This window comes from Paenibacillus soyae, from assembly GCF_024623455.1.
GTDB lineage: Bacteria > Bacillota > Bacilli > Paenibacillales > Paenibacillaceae > Pristimantibacillus > Pristimantibacillus soyae.
The window spans coordinates 107,537-126,818 of record NZ_JANIPJ010000019.1 but is presented as its reverse complement, the minus strand read 5'-3'; the positions used below and the strand labels follow the sequence as shown (position 1 = coordinate 126,818).

The 19,282-nt window shown below is 56.1% G+C and carries 14 protein-coding genes; 12 read left to right on the top strand and 2 right to left on the bottom strand.

The features are described 5' to 3' along the window. Positions 1-88: 88 nt before the first annotated feature. The 4 genes from mreB to NQZ67_RS23055 all read left to right on the top strand — a co-directional run bounded on the left by mreB (position 89) and on the right by NQZ67_RS23055 (position 3,682). Positions 89-1,078 carry a rod shape-determining protein MreB gene (gene mreB, locus NQZ67_RS23070; RefSeq protein ID WP_257450559.1) on the top strand — a complete coding sequence of 330 codons (990 nt, stop codon included), beginning with the start codon at positions 89-91 and terminating at the stop codon, positions 1,076-1,078. A gap of 384 nt (positions 1,079-1,462) precedes the next feature. Continuing rightward, positions 1,463-2,326 carry a flagellar hook-basal body protein gene (locus NQZ67_RS23065; RefSeq protein WP_257450557.1) on the top strand — a complete coding sequence of 288 codons (864 nt, stop codon included), beginning with the start codon at positions 1,463-1,465 and terminating at the stop codon, positions 2,324-2,326. Positions 2,327-2,368: 42 nt separating this feature from the next. Further along, complete coding sequence (locus NQZ67_RS23060) at positions 2,369-3,211, top strand: flagellar hook-basal body protein (protein WP_257450555.1); 843 nt, start codon at positions 2,369-2,371, stop codon at positions 3,209-3,211. Positions 3,212-3,232: 21 nt separating this feature from the next. After that, on the top strand, positions 3,233-3,682 hold the full coding sequence (locus NQZ67_RS23055; protein WP_257450553.1) for a DNA-directed RNA polymerase subunit beta: 450 nt from the start codon (positions 3,233-3,235) through the stop codon (positions 3,680-3,682). A 796-nt stretch (positions 3,683-4,478) separates the two neighbouring features. On the opposite strand, the gene NQZ67_RS23050 is transcribed toward NQZ67_RS23055, so the two are convergent. Then, positions 4,479-5,948 (bottom strand): MDR family MFS transporter, encoded by a 1,470-nt coding sequence (locus NQZ67_RS23050; protein WP_257450551.1) that lies wholly within the window; start codon positions 5,946-5,948, stop codon positions 4,479-4,481. Between the two features lie 36 nt (positions 5,949-5,984). Continuing rightward, complete coding sequence (locus NQZ67_RS23045) at positions 5,985-6,602, bottom strand: TetR/AcrR family transcriptional regulator (RefSeq protein ID WP_257450549.1); 618 nt, start codon at positions 6,600-6,602, stop codon at positions 5,985-5,987. Positions 6,603-6,816: 214 nt separating this feature from the next. Here NQZ67_RS23045 and NQZ67_RS23040 point away from each other — a divergent pair, with 214 nt between their 5' ends. The 8 genes from NQZ67_RS23040 (at position 6,817) to NQZ67_RS23005 (ending at position 19,236) form a co-directional block, all read left to right on the top strand. Next, positions 6,817-7,347: a CDP-alcohol phosphatidyltransferase family protein gene (locus tag NQZ67_RS23040; RefSeq protein WP_257450547.1), complete on the top strand. Its 531-nt coding sequence runs from the start codon at positions 6,817-6,819 to the stop codon at positions 7,345-7,347. A gap of 168 nt (positions 7,348-7,515) precedes the next feature. After that, a complete protein-coding gene (fabZ, locus tag NQZ67_RS23035) occupies positions 7,516-7,947 on the top strand; it encodes a 3-hydroxyacyl-ACP dehydratase FabZ (RefSeq protein ID WP_257450545.1) in 432 nt (143 codons plus the stop codon). A 61-nt stretch (positions 7,948-8,008) separates the two neighbouring features. Further along, positions 8,009-9,727: a phospho-sugar mutase gene (locus NQZ67_RS23030; protein ID WP_257450543.1), complete on the top strand. Its 1,719-nt coding sequence runs from the start codon at positions 8,009-8,011 to the stop codon at positions 9,725-9,727. A 28-nt stretch (positions 9,728-9,755) separates the two neighbouring features. Then, complete coding sequence (locus NQZ67_RS23025) at positions 9,756-11,867, top strand: DUF5693 family protein (protein WP_257450610.1); 2,112 nt, start codon at positions 9,756-9,758, stop codon at positions 11,865-11,867. Next, positions 11,831-12,976 carry a polysaccharide pyruvyl transferase CsaB gene (csaB, locus tag NQZ67_RS23020; protein WP_257450541.1) on the top strand — a complete coding sequence of 382 codons (1,146 nt, stop codon included), beginning with the start codon at positions 11,831-11,833 and terminating at the stop codon, positions 12,974-12,976. The genes NQZ67_RS23025 and csaB overlap by 37 nt, the downstream gene beginning before the upstream one ends. A 7-nt stretch (positions 12,977-12,983) precedes the next feature. Next, positions 12,984-13,742 (top strand): WecB/TagA/CpsF family glycosyltransferase, encoded by a 759-nt coding sequence (locus NQZ67_RS23015; protein ID WP_257450539.1) that lies wholly within the window; start codon positions 12,984-12,986, stop codon positions 13,740-13,742. 218 nt (positions 13,743-13,960) lie between these two features. Next, positions 13,961-15,112: a glycosyltransferase family 4 protein gene (locus NQZ67_RS23010; protein ID WP_257450537.1), complete on the top strand. Its 1,152-nt coding sequence runs from the start codon at positions 13,961-13,963 to the stop codon at positions 15,110-15,112. Positions 15,113-15,426: 314 nt separating this feature from the next. Continuing rightward, complete coding sequence (locus tag NQZ67_RS23005) at positions 15,427-19,236, top strand: S-layer homology domain-containing protein (protein WP_257450534.1); 3,810 nt, start codon at positions 15,427-15,429, stop codon at positions 19,234-19,236. The last annotated feature ends 46 nt before the right edge of the window (positions 19,237-19,282 follow it).

Here is a 19,282-nt window from a genome sequence, read left to right as displayed (position 1 = left end):
AATGTTTCGTTGAGAGTTTACTCTGCGGTTGTGGGGAAACTAATCTGAGCGTTAACGTTAACATTATTCGTTGGGGGACTTAAGCCTTATGCTAAGCAAGGATATCGGAATCGATCTGGGGACAGCCAATGTATCCATTCATGTGAAAGGTAGAGGCGTTGTGCTTGACGAGCCTTCCGTCGTCGCGATTGAAAGCGATTCGAAGAAGGTTCTCGCGGTCGGCGAGGACGCGCACCGCATGGTAGGCCGGACGCCGGGCAATATCGTGGCGATCAGGCCGCTTCGCGACGGCGTCATCGCCGATTTCGAAATTACGGAAATCATGCTCAAAGCGTTTATAGACCGCGTGGACGGCCGCAAGTGGTTCAGCCGTCCGCGCATTCTCATCTGTGCCCCGACGAATATTACGTCCGTAGAGCAGAAGGCGATTCGCGAGGCTGCCGAGCGCAGCGGAGCGAAGGAAGTCTATTTGGAAGAAGAGCCGAAGGCTGCGGCGATCGGAGCCGGAATGGACATCTTCCAGCCGAGCGGCAATATGGTCGTGGACATCGGGGGCGGCACGACGGACGTGGCCGTCTTGTCCATGGGCGACATCGTAACGGCATCCTCTATTAAAGTAGCGGGGGACAAGTTCGACGATGCGATAATGAAGTATATCAAAAATAAGTACAAGCTTCTGATCGGCGAACGGACGAGCGAAGATATCAAAATCAAGATCGGCTCGGTGTACGACGACGGCCGCAAGGAAGAGATCGACATCCGCGGGCGGGACATGGTGTCCGGTCTGCCTCTGACGGTGACGATCCACACGGACGAAGTGCGCGAAGCTCTCCGGGATCCGGTGATGTCGATCGTCGCGGCGGCGAAGTACGTGCTGGAGCAGACGCCTCCGGAGCTGTCGGCGGACATTATCGACCGCGGGGTCATCCTGACCGGCGGGGGCGCGCTGCTCGGCGGACTCGACACGCTGCTGGCGGACGAGCTTAAGGTGCCGGTGCTCATCGCGGAAGATCCGATGCACTGCGTTGTTAAGGGAACCGGGATCCTGCTTGATCACTTGGACAAGCTTAAGAAGTAATGTTTTTAACGGCATGGGACAAGCATCTCCGCGGGTAGGGCGCCATAGGGGGGCGCGCCGAGGCGGAAATGAGTCTTAGGTCGCAGGCGAATGCTATTCAGACACCGTGGACGATGACCGATACAAGATAGAGATGTGCATGCAGCTTAGCGATCAAGACGCTTCCGAACAATCGTTTGCGGGGGCGAAAGCCGGGCATATGCTGGTTTTAGATAGAATTGCCAGAGCAATCAGCAGGCATATGCGTTTACACTGAAGCTTGCAGCAAACATTTTGCTTCGCAAACATTAAGCCAATGCTTTCGAAGTATGTTTGCTTCGCAAACATTGAGCGAACGCTTACGAAGTATGTTTGCTTCGCAAACATTGGAGGAGGACCTGCAACATGCTAAGAGGACTATACACGGCCGCGGCGGGCATGACCGCCCAGCAGCGCCGACACGATACCGTTACGAACAATATTTCCAATATCAATACGCCGGGCTACAAACAGACGAACGCCATCACGCGTTCCTTCCCGGAGATGCTTCTGAAGATGACGGGCGTCGAGGGCGCTCAGAACACGACCGTCGGACGTTGGACAAGCGGGGTGTTCGCCGAGGAGAGTCTTTCGATCCATCTGCAAGGCGACCTGATGCAGACGAACCAGTCGTCGGACTTCGCGCTTGTGTCCAATATCGAGGTCGACGGCCTGACCTTCGACGCATCGGGCAAATCGGTGTCTGAAGACGGTGAAGTCGTGTTCCAGCCGCAGGCTTTCTTCACGGTGCAGGACGCGAACGGGGAGGTCCGCTATACGAGAGGCGGTAAGTTCACGGTGAACGGCGAAGGCTTCCTGCTCACCAGCGACGGCTCGAACGTGCTTGGCACGAACGGCGCTCCGATTCAGCTTCCTGTGGGCGTCGGGCTGGACAGCCTGAAGCTGACGGACGATCAGCGTTTCGTTGACGCGAACGGCGTGGAGATCGGCTCGCAGCTGTTGATTACCCGAGTCGAGAATCCGAATGAGCTGATCCGCGAAGGTAACGGTAACTTCCGCTTCGCCGACGGCGAGGGCGAAGCCCGCGCGATCGAGCCAGGCGAACGCATTGAGGTGCGTCAAGGGTACGTCGAGCGCTCCAATGTCGATTCCGCGCAAGCTGCGGTTGACCTGATGTCCGCGCTTCGCGCTTACGAAGCGAACCAGAAGGTTATTCAATTCTACGACGAAAGCTTGCAGAAAGCAGTCAATGAAGTCGGCCGCATCTAAACTCGTAAGAATCGGATATAACCTAAGGGAGGGCAACGCAGCATGAACGCGTCTATGATCAACGCCATGGTCTCGATGAACGCGCTCCAGCAGAAGCTGGACCTGATCTCGGACAATATTGCGAATGTAAATACAGTAGGCTACAAGAAGAAAGAAGCGACCTTCGAGGATCTGCTTAACAATGCGAAGAGACAGCCCGAAGCGTTCACCCAGCCTGGCCGGCTGTCGCCTCTTAACTTCAACCAAGGCTGGGGCGCCAAGATGACGATGGTCCAGCCGAATCTGACGCAAGGAGCGATGAAAGCGACCGACGTGTCGACGGACCTTGCCATCGAGGGCAACGCGCTTTTTGAAGTCGTGGTGGACAACGCAGGCAACCGGGCCTACACGCGGAACGGAGCGTTCCAGTTGACGGTCAACGCAAACGGTGATACCATACTGGCAACGGAAGAAGGCTACCCGGTTGTCGCGATGGTACCGGACGAGAACGGCAATATGACCGAAGGAAACCTCGTTCTGCCGGAAGGCTACGACCTGAAGGTCAATGCCGACGGTTCGGTGCTAGGCGTATCCTCGGAAGGCACGCTCAACCTGGGCAGCATCAAGCTGCTGCAGGCTTCGCGTCCTGCGGGATTGACGGCGGTAGCGGATAACCTATTCGCCATCGCGGAAGGCATCAACGTGGATGACGTCGTACAGCAGATCGTCCCGAACATGGATAACCGGATCGCATTACGCCAAGGCTATCTGGAGCAGTCCAATGTCGAACTGACGGACGAGATGACGGAGCTCATCAGCGTGCAGCGTGCGTATCAGCTCGCGGCGCGGGCGCTGACATCCAGCGACACCATGATGGGCCTCGCCAATACGATGCGCCGCTCATAGGACAGAATGTAGGTGATAGGAATGGCCGACGATAATCAAATCGGCTCGGGCCGTCGTAACGCTATGGAAGACGGTCCACAGAAGAGAACGAATACGGCGGTGGACGATTCTCCCACATCCGTCTATACGACGCTAAGCAGCACGCTTTCGAGAGCGCAGCGGCATGGCGGCGGCGTTGGCAGCTCCCAGCCATCGGTGGCGAAGGTCGTGGACCTAAGCGCCAAGGACAAGGGACGCAAGTCCGCTCGTGCGGAGTCGGCGGAAGAAGAATACGAAGAAGAACGTTTCCCGACATGGGCGAGAGTCACGTTCTGGCTCCTCCGTAAAAGTATCGTGCCCATTATCATGATTGTCATGCTTGTGGTCGGTCTATATGCAGGATACACTATTCTGGGCAGCGGCTCGAAGGAAGACGTATTCAAGATCGAGACATGGCGTCACCTTTATGATCTCATATTCGCGGAATCTTAGCTGATCAGGCTGTTCCGACCGCATTAGGCGGCCGGAGCGGCCTTTTTTGTTTGCGCGCACGATTGCAGGGAGGCTGGCGAACAGCCTGCGATTAGGCACGCGTGGTTAACCGGGCGGGTCTAGCCGGAATAACGGATAAAAGGGCGTTAATTCGCCAGTCTCGGTCCGATGCGTGAGAATAGCGGCATAAGTACCTCTATTTTCTGCGATTCTTTAGAAAACTCCGTTTCCCACCACGAATAACTCCACTATTGCCGCTATTTTGCTCGCATGTAGGATTTCAGCTGAAAATAAAGGTAATATGTCCTTTATTTTTTGCGTGCATCGGCGGGCAAGGGCTGTGGGGCGCAGTAGGCCGAGAAAGTCGGGTTACTGGTGGGGGAAGGGTGCGGTGGAGCGCAATAGGCCGAAAAAGTCGGGTTACTGGTGCGGGATGGTGAGGTGGAGCGCAATAGGCCGAGAAAGTCGGGTTACTGGTGCGGGAAGGGTGCGGTGGAGCGCAATAGGCCGGGAAAATCGGGTTACTGGTGCGGTGAGGGTGCTGTGGCGCGCAATAGGCCGAGAAAATCGGGTTACTCGTGAGGTGAGGGTGCTGTGGTGCTCAATAGGCCGAGAAAATCGGGTTACTGGTGCGCGGGGTGACGGAGTAGACGGAGGAGAGTAACCAATGAATGAAAAAAGGCAGCTCTGCACGGTCATTGGGGACTGTGCTTAGCTGCCTTTGTTAATTGGTGTCTGGCTTGGCGATGCTGGAATCTGAGCTCCAACCAAGCCTATCGGGTGTGTTTAACGTTCCTTAGAACTCCTTCGGAGCCGTGACGCGTTTCACGAAGAAGGAGAGGATCAGCGCCACAATGGAGAAGTACATCCCGACTTCGAAGGCATTGTGGATGCCGGCCATAACCGAGCCAGCCAGCTCCGCCGGCGACGTCGGGTCGGACGAGCTCAGCAAGTAGTCCTTCGTTCCGGACGACATGATGCTGATGAAGAAGGCGATGCCAAGCGCGCCTGCTACTTGCTGCAGCGTGCTCAAGATAGCGGAGCCGTGCGGGTAGTATTTTGGCGTCAGCTGGTTCAGACCGTTCGTCTGCGCCGGCATCATGATCATGGACATCGCAAGGCTCATGTTGCAGTGCAGCAGAATGATCATGCCTTTGCTCGTCTCCAGCGAGATTTGCGTGAAGCAGTACATGATGACAACCAGAATCGCCGATCCTGGGATAACGAGCGCGCGAGGACCGAATTTATCGAACAGCTTGCCGGTAATCGGCGACAAGAAGCCGTTGACGATACCGCCAGGGAGCAGCACTAGGCCGGCGGCGAACGCCGTCAGGGCCATGCCCGTCTGCATGAGGATCGGGAGCAGCATCAGCGTCGAGAACAACGCCATCATGACGATGATAATAAGTATGGTACTGTACGAGAACATAGGCGCCTTGAACGCGCGCATGTCGAGCATCGGCTCGCGCATCTTCAGCTGTCTCCAAACGAATAGGATCAGACCGATTCCGCCGGCGATTACCGTGCCGTAAACCTTCGGATCGGACCAGCCGCTGCCTTCGGAGCCGTGGCCGCCCAGGCTGCTAAAGCCGTAGACGATGCCGCCGAACGCGATCGTAGACAAAATAATGGACAAAACATCGACTCTAGGTTTCGTTACGTCGGACACGTTCTTAAGGAAGATTGCCGCAAAAGCGATCGCGAAAATGCCAAAAGGCAGCACCAGATAAAACAACCAGCGCCAGTTATCCGTTGCTTCCAGAATCAAGCCGGACAAAGTCGGGCCGATCGCCGGCGCGAACATGATGACAAGACCGATACTGCCCATTGCCGCACCGCGTTTCTCAGGCGGGTAGAGCACAAGAATCGTGTTCATCATAACAGGAAGCATGAGACCCGTTCCGAGCGCTTGGATGATCCGCCCGATGAGAAGCACGTAGAACTCGGGCGCCAGCGCGCACACGAGCGTGCCGAGAGAGAACAGCGTCATCGCGCCGAGGAACATCTGCCGTGTCGTGAACCACTGCACGAGCAGCGCGGACACCGGGATCAGAATGCCGACCGTCAGCATGTAGCTGGTGGACAGCCATTGCACGGTATTAAACGTTACGCCGAAATCTTCAACCAAATCGACAAGTGCGATGTTGAGCAAGGTTTCATTTAGAATGGAAAAAAACGCGCCGATGATCAACGAGATCAGAATCGGCAGTCTCTTGACGTTCCCCAGATCTCGGGGCGCCGCCGTAGCGGCAGATGCGGTATGCATTTCTTTAACTCCTCCATATCCTTAACCGATTTCTCTTTACTCCTTACCATTTCCTACGCACTTCGCCGCAATTCCATGCAAGAAAGCTTCCAGCGCGCAATTATAAATCTTCATCGCGTCGTCCAGCTTCATATCCCGCGTCGTCTCGCCGAGTCCGCGGAACAAGCTTTCCAGAATGAGCGCTAGCTCGGAGACGTTCCCGGTCTTCAGCTCGCCGCTGTCGATTCCTTCTTGCAGGAGCGCGATCAGGAACAGCCGTTTCTCTTCGACCCGCTCGGCGAATAACCGCCTTCCTTCTTCGCTCTTCCCCCAAGCATCGTCCAAAAATTCCCTGGCCGCGCGATTAAGAGGATGATGGAAGCCTTGCGGCAAGCTCATGTTGATCATGCCGTGAAGCATCTCGGCAACGGAATGGTAACGAACGCGCTGCTCCTCCCAGAGCGCCATCCATTCGGCATCGTAACGGTCGAGCAGGGCGAGGAAGAGGCCTTCCTTGCTTTTGAAATGGTAATAAATATTGGCCTTGCTGGTGCCCGTCGCACATGCTATCTCTTCTATAGAAGCGGAGACGTAGCCACGGTGCGAGAAGATAGCGAATGCGGCTTCCATGAGACGGGCTTTGGTCACTTCGGTCTGCTGCTGCTTTCTATTCAAGGCTTCGCTCCCTTCCGATCATTTCACGCACAATATCATATGTATACTGAACGTTCAGTCAGTATTCTAGCACGCCCTCTCGTGGGCGCGCAAGGACTTTTCGTTTTGAAGCCGCGGCCCTGGACCGCGGTTTGTTTTCATTTTCGAGGAGGTAGTTTATAATAGTTGGGAACCATGGTGGAACATTCCGTAGGACACCGGAGGAGTGTGAACGTTGAATCTGCCTAACTTATTGACAGCCTTGCGATTTCTGTTGATTCCCGTCTATATCGGCGTGTTCGCCAGCGGTCACATGATCCCCGCGTTCCTCGTTGTGGTTGCAGCCGGTGTGACCGACGTGCTCGACGGGTATATTGCCCGCAAGTTCGGCCAAGTGACGCCTGCCGGCGAGATGCTGGATCCGCTCGCGGATAAGCTGATGCTCATCACCGTTATCGTGTCCCTGCTTGTATCCGGACATATTTCGTGGTGGGCCGCGGGAGCGATGTTCCTGCGCGATTTGGGCATGATCGCGGGAGGCCTGTTCGCTCATTTCCGAGGGAAGAAGAACGTGCCGGCCAACTGGATGGGCAAGCTGACAACCGTGTTATTTTACTTCGCGATTATGTTTATCTTTTTCGAAGCGCCTTTCGCGCATACATACTTATGGGTCGTTATCGCGTTCTCGTTCCTGACGTCCTTCGTATACCTGCTGTCTTACAAGACGCTCAATGGTCAAGCGGAGACGCCTTCGGGGCATGCGTAGCCCGGTCACCAAGAAGCAGAAAGAGGCTTGATCCATGGACGCTTCGGGTCCATAGATCAAGCCCCCTTATCTTAACCTCCATAATCTGCAGTTTTATGAAGGATACGTATAGTTTCGCTTAAGAACGCCGGTTTTATACTAAGAAAAGCTCGAGAGGGGACATTTGCTATGCTGGACATTAATCAAATTCAAGAAATCATTCCGCACCGCCCGCCGTTTCTGCTGGTGGACCGCATCCTGGAGGTCGAGCCGGGCGTACGCGCCGTAGGTCTCAAAAACGTCACGATGAACGAACCCTATTTTGTAGGGCATTTCCCGGGGTATCCGGTTATGCCGGGCGTACTGATCGTCGAAGCGCTTGCTCAGGTCGGCTCGGTGGCCATGCTGATGGTGGAGGCGAACAAAGGCAAGCTGGGCTTCTTCGCGGGCATTGACGGCTTCCGTTTCCGCGACCAGGTGAAGCCTGGCGACACGCTCATTCTAGAGGTACAGATTACGAGGCTCAAAGGACCGATCGGCAAAGGACAAGCTACCGCCAAGGTTGGTGACAAGGTTGTAGCCGAGGGCGAGCTCATGTTCGCGCTGTCGGACCGTTCTTAATGTTCATACTAGAATATACATAAATTAAAAAAAACTAATGGATGGAAATGGGGATGCTGTAATGAATCAAATCGCTAGTGAAACGATACAATCGCGTTATGAAGCCTGGTTGAACGATCCGATGATCGACGAGGCGACCAAGTCGGAGCTGCGCGGCATTGCCGGACAGGAGAAAGAAATTACGGACCGCTTCTACCGCGATCTCGAGTTCGGGACGGGAGGACTGCGCGGCGTGATGGGCGCCGGGACGAACCGGATGAACGCCTACACCGTCGGCAAGGCAACGCAAGGCCTGGCGAACTGGCTGCTCGCGCGCGCCGGAGGATCGGCGCCATCCGTCGTCATCGCCCACGATTCCCGTAACAACTCGCCGGAATTCGCTCTGGATTCCGCCCTGGTGCTTGCGGGCAACGGGATCAAAACCTACTTGTTCCGCGGTCTGCGCCCGACGCCTCAGCTGTCGTTCGCGGTACGCGAGCTCGGCTGCTCCAGCGGCATCGTAATCACGGCGAGCCATAACCCGCCGGAGTACAACGGCTACAAGGCGTACGGCGCGGACGGCTGCCAGCTGATCCCGGAGGATGCGGAGCAGGTCATCGCGGCAATCGGCGCGATCAGCTTCGACGCGATCAAACGCCTGACGCAGGAAGAAGCGGAGGCGCAGGGTCTGCTCGTATGGCTCGGTGAGGAAGCGGACCGTCAATATATTGATACCGTCATCGGCGAAAGCTTAAACAAGGAGCTGCTGCAAGGCGAGCTCGGCGAGAGCTTCGGCGTCGTCTTCACGCCGCTGCACGGCACGGGCAACATTCCGGTGCGCGAGGCGCTGAAGGGCATCGGCTTCCGCAATGTGCATATCGTGAAGGAGCAGGAGCAGCCGGACGGCTACTTCAGCACGGTGAAATCGCCTAACCCGGAGGAGAGGGAAGCGTTCGAGCTGGCGATCCAGATGGCTAAGGAAGTGAACGCGGACATCATCATCGGCACGGATCCCGATGCCGACCGCATGGGCGCCGTCGTGAAGGATAACAAAGGCGACTATGTCGTGCTCTCGGGCAACCAGTCCGGCGCTCTGATGGTGCATTACAAGTTGAGCGTGCTGAAGGAGCGCGGTCTGCTGCCGGCTAACGGCGTTGTCGTCAAGACGATCGTCACAAGCGAGATGGGCGCGGACATCGCTCGCGCTTACGGCGCGGAAGTCGAGAACACGCTCACCGGCTTCAAATATATCGGGGAGAAAATGACGGGCTACGAGAAAACCGGAGAACGTTCCTTCCTGTTCGGCTACGAGGAGAGCTACGGCTACTTGACCGGCACGTATGCGCGCGACAAAGACGCGATCGTGGCGGCGATGATTATCTGCGAAGCGGCCGCTTACTACAGCAGCAAGGGCAAGACGCTCTACGACGTTCTCGGGGAGCTGTACGGCACGTTCGGCTACTACCTGGAGGGGCTCGAGTCCCGCACGCTGAAGGGCCTCGACGGCGTGCAGAAGATCGGCGCGATCATGAACGATTGGCGCAAGAACCCGCCTGCCGAGATTGGCGGCGTGAAGATCGCGAAGGCGCTGGACTACAGCGGCGGCCTCGACGGTCTTCGTCCGGAGAACGTCCTGAAGTACATGCTGGAGGACGGCTCGTGGTTCTGCCTGCGGCCATCGGGTACGGAGCCGAAGATTAAGGTTTATTTTGGCGTGAAGAAGGATTCGTCGGAAGCCGCGGCCGCGGCGCTGAACGCCCTTAGAGCAACCGTTATGTCCCGCGTGGACGGCGCGGTGTAGATTCGGAACGGAGGATTAGACAGTGCTTATGCGTTGGCAGCGTTGGAATCGCCGGGCGAAGCTGTGGCTGTGGATCATTACGCTTATCGGCGTAGTGGCGGCCCTGCCGCTCGGCGCGTCGAGAATGGCGATGGAAGGGACGGCGGACACGGTCGAATACGTGTTCGACTACCGGGATATCGTGGAGGTCGCGGAGCTGCAGCCGCGTCCCGAGGATTTCGTGGAAGAGAAGCTGGAGAGGCTGAAGGCCGCGGGCATCACGACGATGGCCGTCTACGAGAGCTCCTTGAAGGAGCTGAGACAAGCCGGAAGGCTTACTTATTACAATGAAGAGGACGCGGCTTTGCTTCAAGGCACCGTGCCTAGCGGCGAAGTCAACCATACGTACGTGGTATTCGACGGTCCGGAAGAAGAGGAGAAGCTCGGTCCCGTCATCCGCGAGGCATACGACCGCATGGGCGTGCCGTACCGCGATTGGTCGTTCGAGGGTCGCGGCGGCCTTGTGCTGGAGGAATCATCGACGGCTGCGGCGCTGAAGACGCTGGATTTCGATCCGATGACGCTGCAAGCGGTGGCGGATGCGGGCTTCCACATTCTCCCGCGGTTCTCCGACCGCGTCGTGCCTTACGATGCGGAGAGAACGGCAGCTCAGCTTGAACGGTTGAAGGCTTACGGCGTTACCCGCGTCCTGTTCGACGGGGAGAAGGCCAAGGGCGCGTCGGATCAAGGCGCCAGCCACAGCCTCGACAGCTTCGGCGAGCTGCTGAAGCAGTACGATTTGGGCCTCACGGCCATCGAGAATTTGAAGAAACCGCAGCAGGGCATTAATAAATTGGCTTATTTGACAGACTATAATGTGGTCCGCGTGTATTCGCTGTCGCCGGAGGACAGCATCGAGATGACGACGGCCGGCATCGCCGACCGTTTCGAGCTCGCGGCGAAGGACCGCAATATCCGGATGTTCTTCCTGAACACGATGAACAAAGGCAATCAGGATCGCGGCGTGCTCGAGAACTCCATCGACAAGCTGGCCGACGCCATGGGCGGCGAAGCCGGAGTCATCGCGCATGTGGAAGAGGCGGGGTTCCCAGCGGGCATCGCCCAGCCTTTCGACTATGAGAAAGCATCCTGGGAGAAGCCGGTCCGCGGCATCGTGGCTCTAGGCGCGATCGCGATCATTACGCTTCTTGTCGCTGCTTTTATCCCGGCTATCACCATTCCCGTATTCCTGATCGGGCTGGTTGGCTCGGCGGGCTTGTACGTGCTGAACAGCTCGCTAATGGAGCAAGGGCTGGCGCTTGGCGCCGCCGTCAGCGCTCCTACGCTCGCCTTGATCTGGGTCATGAACCGCATCTATTCGAGAACGGTCGGGGAGCGCCGGATGGTCGGCGGCGAGGAATGGAGCGTGGGAACGACTGGTGGAGCCGAGAAGAGAACGGCTTGGGTGTTCCCGAACGTATCCATCGGCCGCCGGCTCGGCACCGCGATCGCTTGGTTCGTCGCGGCAACGCTGATCTCGTGGACGGCGATTCCGCTCGTATTCGGACTGCTCAACAATATTACGTACAACCTCGTGCTGGAGCAGTTCCGTGGCGTCAGCGTGCTGCACTTGGCGCCGCTGTTCCTCGTTGCCGTGTATGTCGTGCTCTATGAGAGCAGCGACGGCCGCGGGGTGATCGGACGAGCCATCAAGCTTCTGCGCGAGCCTGTCCGCGTCGCGTGGATCGTCATTGCCGTAGTCATCGGCGCCGTCGGCTTCTACTATCTGTCCAGAACGGGCAATGCCGGCGAAGTGTCGGGGATCGAGATGCTCGTCCGCGGCTGGCTGGAATCGACGTTCGGCGTTCGTCCACGCTTTAAGGAGTTTATGCTGGGGCATCCGCCTCTGCTGCTCGGCCTGTTCCTCGCGATTCGTTATCGCGCGGCGTGGGTACTTATTATCGTAGGTGCGCTCGGACAGCTGACGATGGTCAGCACGTTCACGCATATTCATACGCCTCTGTACATTTCGATCGTACGCACGCTGCTCGGTCTGGGCGCGGGCATCATCATCGGCGGCATTCTGATTGCCGCATGGCTTGTCGTGGAAGGAGTCTATCGCAAATGGCTGGCACCAACGATTCGCAAATATTCCGCATAGCTATCTCCGGCTTCTACGGCTTCCACAACAGCGGCGATGAAGCGGTGCTCCGCTCCATCCTGCTGGCGCTGGAGGAAGAAGCGGCCGCCGGGGGCATTCGCGTTCAGCCGGTCGTGCTGTCGGCCGATCCGGAGTGGACAAGCCGCATGTACGGCGTGGAAGCGGCCCACCGCATGCGTCCTGGCGATCTGTTGAGAACGCTGCGCTCGTGCGACGGGCTGATCAGCGGCGGCGGAAGCTTGCTGCAGGACGTCACGGGCGCGTTGACGATCCCGTATTACGTCGGCGTGATGAAGCTCGCCCAGTGGCTGGGCAAGCCGACGTTCGCTTACGCGCAAGGCATCGGCCCGGTGAGCCGGCGCGCGATGTTCCCCTTGATCCGGAGCGCGATGCGCCGGAGCAAGTACGTGTCCGTGCGGGACGCCGAGTCCGCTGCCCTGCTGGGGCGGATGGGCGTGCCGCTGGACCGGATCGAGGTCGTGCCCGATCCGGTAATGGGTTTGCCGCTGCCGGCGGGGACTGTTGAGCCGGCGGTAGGTGTTGCGGAGACGCCGCCGGTCATCGGCGTCTCGCTGCGCCGTTGGCGCGAGGACGGCGCCGATATGGCGCGCGCCGCCGAGGCGCTGGTCGCGCTGTCGAAGCGCAGGCCGGTTCGGCTGCGCTTCCTGCCGTTCCACACCCCCGCCGACAAGGTTACGTCGGAGCAGGTGATGGAACGGCTGAGCGGCCTGCTCGGCGATGGAAGCTCCGCCGAGCTGGCCGACCCGGGCGACGACCCCCAGGCGATGCTTCTGGAGGTCAGCAACTGCGACGCGCTGCTGGGCATGCGCCTGCACGCGCTCATCTACGCCGCCAATCAGCAGATTCCGCTGCTTGGCTTGTCGTACGACCCGAAGATCGACCAGTTCCTGGGTCGATTGGGGCTGAAGCCGATCGGCACCACGGATTCGCTGGACGCCGAAGCTTTTGCCGATGCGGCCTGCGCGCTGCTCGATTCCCCGGAGGAATGGCGCGTCCGTTACGGCCCTGCCATTCTGGATCTGAAGAACCAAGCGAAGAAACCCGCGCAACAAATCGTCAGATATTTGCGTCATAATAGATCGAGGTGATTTCCTCATGTCGAAACAATTGCCAACCGTGCCGATATTCGGCATACCGTTCTCGAAACTAAGCATGGACGAGACGGTCAGTTATCTTACACAAGCCATTGAGGAAAAGCGTTTGACGCACGTCATTACGGCTAATCCGATTATGGTGATGGCGGCTCTCGAGAACCCCGCGTTTGCCAGGGTTATGCGCAGAGCCGACATGATCGTACCGGACGGTGCGGGAGTCGTATGGGCGGCGAAGGTAGGCGGCAATCCCGTGACCGAACGCGTGACGGGCTTCGACCTGATGCACCGCCTGCTGGCGGAGGGCGAGAAGCGCCGCTGGACGGCGTATCTGCTCGGCACCACGCAGGAAATTATCGAGGCGGCGGCGGAGAAGCTGCAGCTTCAATACCCTCAGGTGCGGATCGTCGGATACCGCAACGGATTTTTCGGTCCGGCGGACGACGAGGCGATCGTGGAGGAAATCCGCGAATTGAAGCCTCATCTGCTGTTCGTGGCACGGGGCATGGAGAAGGAAGAGTGGAACGCGGATTATAAGGAACGTCTCGGCGTGCCGTTCATCATGGGCGTCGGCGGCAGCTTCGACGTCGTGTCGGGCAAGCTGAAGCGCGCTCCGGTGGCGTTCCAGAAGCTCAAGCTGGAGTGGCTATACCGTCTTCTGCAGGAGCCGGCCCGGTACCGGAGAATGCTCGCGCTGCCGAAATTCGTCGTGAAAGTGCTTCGGAACAAAGAAAACGTAACAAAACCTCGTCCAGAGGCGTAAAAATGTCGCTTTTTACTTGAAAATTGGGTAAAAACGGAGTTGGTATTTCTTTATCGAACGGAGTATAATTCACTTCGGAGCAAACGTTACGCCCATAATGCGTCCGCAAGGCCGCATAAGCTACCGTTTCCCGGTGAAATATAAGCAGAGTATAGCTCTAAAAGGATGTTCAAAAAGGCGTGACCTGCTTATGTTTTCAGAAAAGGAGAGTTGTACGCATGCCTGTAGGCTTCTTGTACGCAACCGGATTTATTATCGCACTTGTTCTTGCCTTACTAATGACACCAGTAGTGAAGGCGTTCGCTTTCAAAATCGGCGCCATCGATAAACCGAACCATCGGAAAGTACATACGCGCATCATGCCGCGTCTTGGCGGTCTTGCCATCTATGTCGCGTTCGTAGGTGCTTTCCTGGCCGTATCGCCATTCATTCCGGACGGCTTGCTCCGCCCGAGAGACGTGAACATGATCAACGCGCTGCTTGTCGGCGGCACGATCATCATTATTCTCGGCGCGCTGGACGACCGGTTCGAGCTATCCGCCAAAGTGAAGCTCGTCGGCCAAATCGCCGCGGCCTGCGTCGTCGTCTTCGGCTTCGACGTCAGCATCGATCTCGTCAACGTGCCGTTCGGCGAAACGATGCAGCCAATCGCCGAGTGGATCGGCAAGCCGCTGACGATTCTGTGGATTGTCGGCGTGACGAACGCCATCAACTTGATCGACGGTCTTGACGGACTCGCCGCCGGCGTATCCGGCATCTCGATCGCCACGATCGTTGTGATGGCATCGCTCATGGGCTTCCAGCCTGTTATTCTTCTGAGTACTCTGCTGCTGGGCGGCATCGTTGGATTCTTAGTGTTCAACTTCCACCCCGCCAAGATATTCATGGGGGATTCCGGCTCGTTGTTCCTTGGGTTCAGCTTGGCCACCCTGTCCATGCTTGGCTTCAAGCAGGTTACGATCGTATCGTTCGTGACGCCGCTGCTCATCATTGGCGTACCGCTCTCGGATACCTTCTTCGCGATCGTTCGCCGCTGGGTGAACAAGCAGCCGATCTTCGCGCCGGACAGAGGCCATCTGCATCACCGCCTGCGCGATCTGGGCTTCAGCCATCGCCGCACGGTCTTGATCATCTGGGGCGTGGCCGCTATCTTCGGCGTGCTGGCCGTTATCCAATCCGCCGTCGTGCAATCGAGTGTAGCGAACTGGATTACGTTCGCCGTTATCTGCTTGCTGATGTTCTTGCTGCAGATCGGCGCCGAGCTCACCGGCATCGTCGACAAGACGCGCCGTCCGCTCATCAACTTCCTGGTCCGCATCGGCGTTCTCCGTCTGGCCAAGGCGGAAGCGCAGCAATCCCGCGGCAAATAACGCACTTATCATACCTTCAAGCCTCGTATCCGGATGCGGATACGAGGCTTTTTCTGTTGCATTTTAACTCGATCTAGGAGATTCAGCCTATTTCAGTCAGCAATCCGTTCAATCGTCTAAACATCTGCCGCCCGTCAGCCGATATTACAAATACGCAAAACTTTTTCCATGCCAGCTCGTCTATTCATGTGGAGAGACAATCTGGTTAACGAGGCAAAGGGAGGATTGTTTATAAGCCAGTTACTTTCAGAAACTGCCACTTGTGACTATAGCCCTATAACGATTTTTAAACTACATGAAGGAGGAACAACATCTTGAGGAAGATTATATCTTTCATCCTGACCCTTGCTTTACTGGTGACGATCGCACCGGTGTATCCTGGCGCTAAGGTTGCGCAGGCCGCATCGCAGTTCTTCACCTTCTCGGATTTCAGTACCGTGGCCACCGAGCCTACGATGGTGAACTCCAACCGTATTAATCTGTCGGGTACGTTCTCCAGCGTATCTTCAACATCCATCACGTACTCCGTACAGCGCATCGTTAACGGCGTGCCTGCGGGCGAGCCTTCGAACGGTTCCGCTACGCCGCTGATTACGGGACAGAACTTCGTCTTCACCCAGATCGAGCTGTTCGAGGGTCTGAATGAGATTACCGTCAGCGGCGTCAGCAATGCCAACAATGGCAACGGCGGCGTCGTAACGGCGAAGAGCTACGTACAGTTCAGCAACGTACCTGTCATTACGGATATCGAAGTAGCAGGCGGCACGAAGCTGGTGGACGGCGTTGACGCCGTCGTATCGACTCCTAACCCGACGATAATGATCAAGGCGACGAACGCTGCCGAAGTCGTTATTAATGGGACCGTTGCCTTCAACGGAGCCGGCGGCACGTACATTCATTCCGGCCTCACCCTGACGCCAGGGCTGAACAAGCTGGAATTCGTCGCGAGAAACGGCAGCAAATCGTTTGCCGTCACTCGTAATGTGGTGTATTTCCCGGCGGGAACCGCTACGATCTTTAATGTAACGGCTACTGAGTCCGGAACGGGCGGAAAAGTGGTACAGCTGGATGGACAAGAGGTCGTGCAGCCATTTACAAACGCAACGATTAAGGGCAGAATCTTGGTGCGAATTCCAACAAGCACGGAAACAGCAACCGCCCCATCCATTACATTAGAGATGAAGAAGGATACAACTACTGTATTCACAGCCGTTATAGATCCGAACGATGTCGACGATGTCAGACAAACGACAACTTACAAAGAATATGAATTTACTGCACCAGCAGCAACTACGGGTGCGATCTCTACAAATGGCAATGGGTTGTATACGTTGCGCGCAACAACAACTTATTTGGGTGCCAATTACAGCCCGGCGATTGCCTTTACCGTCCGGGACAATACATCGCCATATATTAGCGACATCCGTCAATTGTATGGCGTAGTAGGCGGGAATCAGACTGCAGGATCAACGCTAACCTATGCATCGGACACCAAGCTTTCTAATAATACCAGCATTTTTCAAATGCCGGTTTATGTTGCGATCGATGCAAACAACTTTGCGGTTGGAGCAACCAATACGGAGACTGTACTAACCGCCAAAGTGAACGGAAATACGGTAGCTCCGGGGACGACGTTCCGATATTCAGAATACGTTGCGGGATCTAATGCCGCGCCTACGAACGGCGGCACTACACGCCGAGTGTTCCGCATTGAAGCATTGCCTGAGGGCGAAGTCCAATTAGAATTCATTATTAGGACGAAAAATGGTTCCGGAGTCGTCATCAACGAATATACGGAAACGCGCACCATTATTAACTCGCCGATCTCATCCATTCAAATTAAAAACGTGTACGACGGTCAGACCTTCAATAGCGACTCTCCTGACGTATTGACTCAATTGTCAGGAAGGTTAATTAACTTCAACACGGCGAACGCGAGTGATTTAGCCAAAGCTAATTTGAAGTTTACTTTGAATGGTCAAACCCGTGATATCGTTCTTGCACCGGTTACAGGTACTCCAGCAGCTGGCCAAATCAACACGCTTACCGGCGAATTCGTTTACGAGTTCCCTACTAACTGGAGGCTATCGTTCGGCTCGAATGAAATCATGTTGTCGGGTAATGCTAACGGTATTCAAGTTACGACACGTCTGACGGTTTATCTGTTCTCGACGACTCAACCGTCAGTCACGAATGTGCAGCCAGTCCCATTCGTAAGGGATCCGAGAACGGACTCTGCCACAGAACGTCATTTTGATGATTCTTCTACCCAGAAGTTTAACAAGCAAACCAATACGACCTTTACAACAACGGAAAAGAAGTTCGATCTTCTCTTCACCGTTTCTAAGCTTCAGAATTTGGTCATTAAGGTCGATGGCAAGGATTATGCTTATGCTTCTGTAGACTCTAATGGGGCCTTGAATATCGTGGGGGATAGTCAAAACAAGCTGTTCCTTGAGAGAAGCACCCCGGCCACCAAAACGTATGAGCTTCGCCTATTTAACTTAGAGTGGGTAGAACCGAAATCGGGTCCAAAAAGCGTTACGATCACCGCAATGGTGGGCTCGGAAAGCTACTCGCAGACCATTACCGTAACAAGGGAGCTTGCTCCGTTCGAGATCTTGTCTCCGATGCTGCCTCAAGAGAAGGTTGTGAACCAGAACTTCCTTAAGGTAAGTATTCGCGCGGAAGGCGCGGATCGAATCACAATCGGCAAGGAAGATATGACGAAGAAAGCGACGGAGGACCTGTTCCGTCTTGAAGTGAAGAATTTGAAGGCCGGCAATAATACGATCAAATTTACGGTTTACCGCGGCGAAGAAAAGCTTAACGGCCAATTCACCGTAAATTACGCTGCAGATAACACAGTTGGCGCTATGTACAAGACGTCATTGTCTGGCAGCGGCAAAATTTCGGCGTTCAAAGGCGAACTGACGATGACGTTCCCGAAAAATACGTTCCTCCGTCAAGCGAATACAAATCCAGGCTCGCCTATAGAAAGCCCGGATCTGTTCGACTCGCAAGAGATTCTGTTCGGTATCGCCGACCGCAAGGATGGCAGAACCGTTAAGATCTACAACGATGTGAGCGACAACGCTTCGGGTATTGCGCAGGACGGCACATTCAAGACCGTCAGCTACGATGAGATCGGAGCCGCGGTTATAGCGCCTCTGCTTCACTTCGGCTTCGCTTCGAACTTGTTCTGGATTGATCCAGGCTACAAGACTGGGGCCTACACCGACGGCTATCAGTTCGAGCAAGGTACACATCCATACGTAACAGGCAACAGCTTCTTCTCGAGACCTCTCTCCAAGTGGCTGGAGCCATCGAACAAAGGTACGATTACGATCAAATACGACTCTTCGGTCCGCGATGTATTGGCCAACAATCTGAGCATCTGGCGTTATTACAACGGCAGCTGGCAGAATATTGGCGGCGTCGTTAATCCGAAGAATAAAACCGTGACAGCGCCTGTCGACGGATTCGGCTTCTATGCCGTGAAGCTCATGCGTTTCAGCTATCCGGACGTAATCGGCCATGAGTATGCCCGTAACTCCGTGGAATTGATGTACGCCAGAGGTCTGATGTCGAATAAAGACTTTAACGAGTTCGGCGTATATGACAACATTACACGCGGCGAGTTCGCGCAATTGCTTGTGAAGATGTTTCAGATTCCGCTCGACTACGACAGCAATATGACGTTCTCCGACGTACCGGCCATCCCGGGTCTAAGCAACCTGTGGGATTACCGCTATATCGAGACGGCCGCTAGGAAGGGTATTATCCGCGGCAGCGGTGCTCAGGTATTCCAGCCGAACGAGTACCTCTCGCGCGAGGATGCGGCCGTGATGATCGCCCGTGCCGGCAATCTGCTGAAGAATACCGGCGATAACTTCGCGAAGGACCGTCAGAGCCTTCAGAAGCTGTTCACGGACTCGAACCTGATCGAGAACTATTCTTTGGCGTCCGTGCTTGCTATTCAGAAGGCGAAGTTTATTGAAGGATTGCCGAATACATCGGTATCGGGCAAGCCTACCTATCGCTTCGATCCGGATTCCCCGCTGAAGCGATCCGATGCTGCCATTATTGCAGAGCGCGTCATGCGCAAATACAAGTACGTCTAAACAGCTGAAACCCGCATGAATAAAGGGCCGCCGCGCGCGGCCCTTT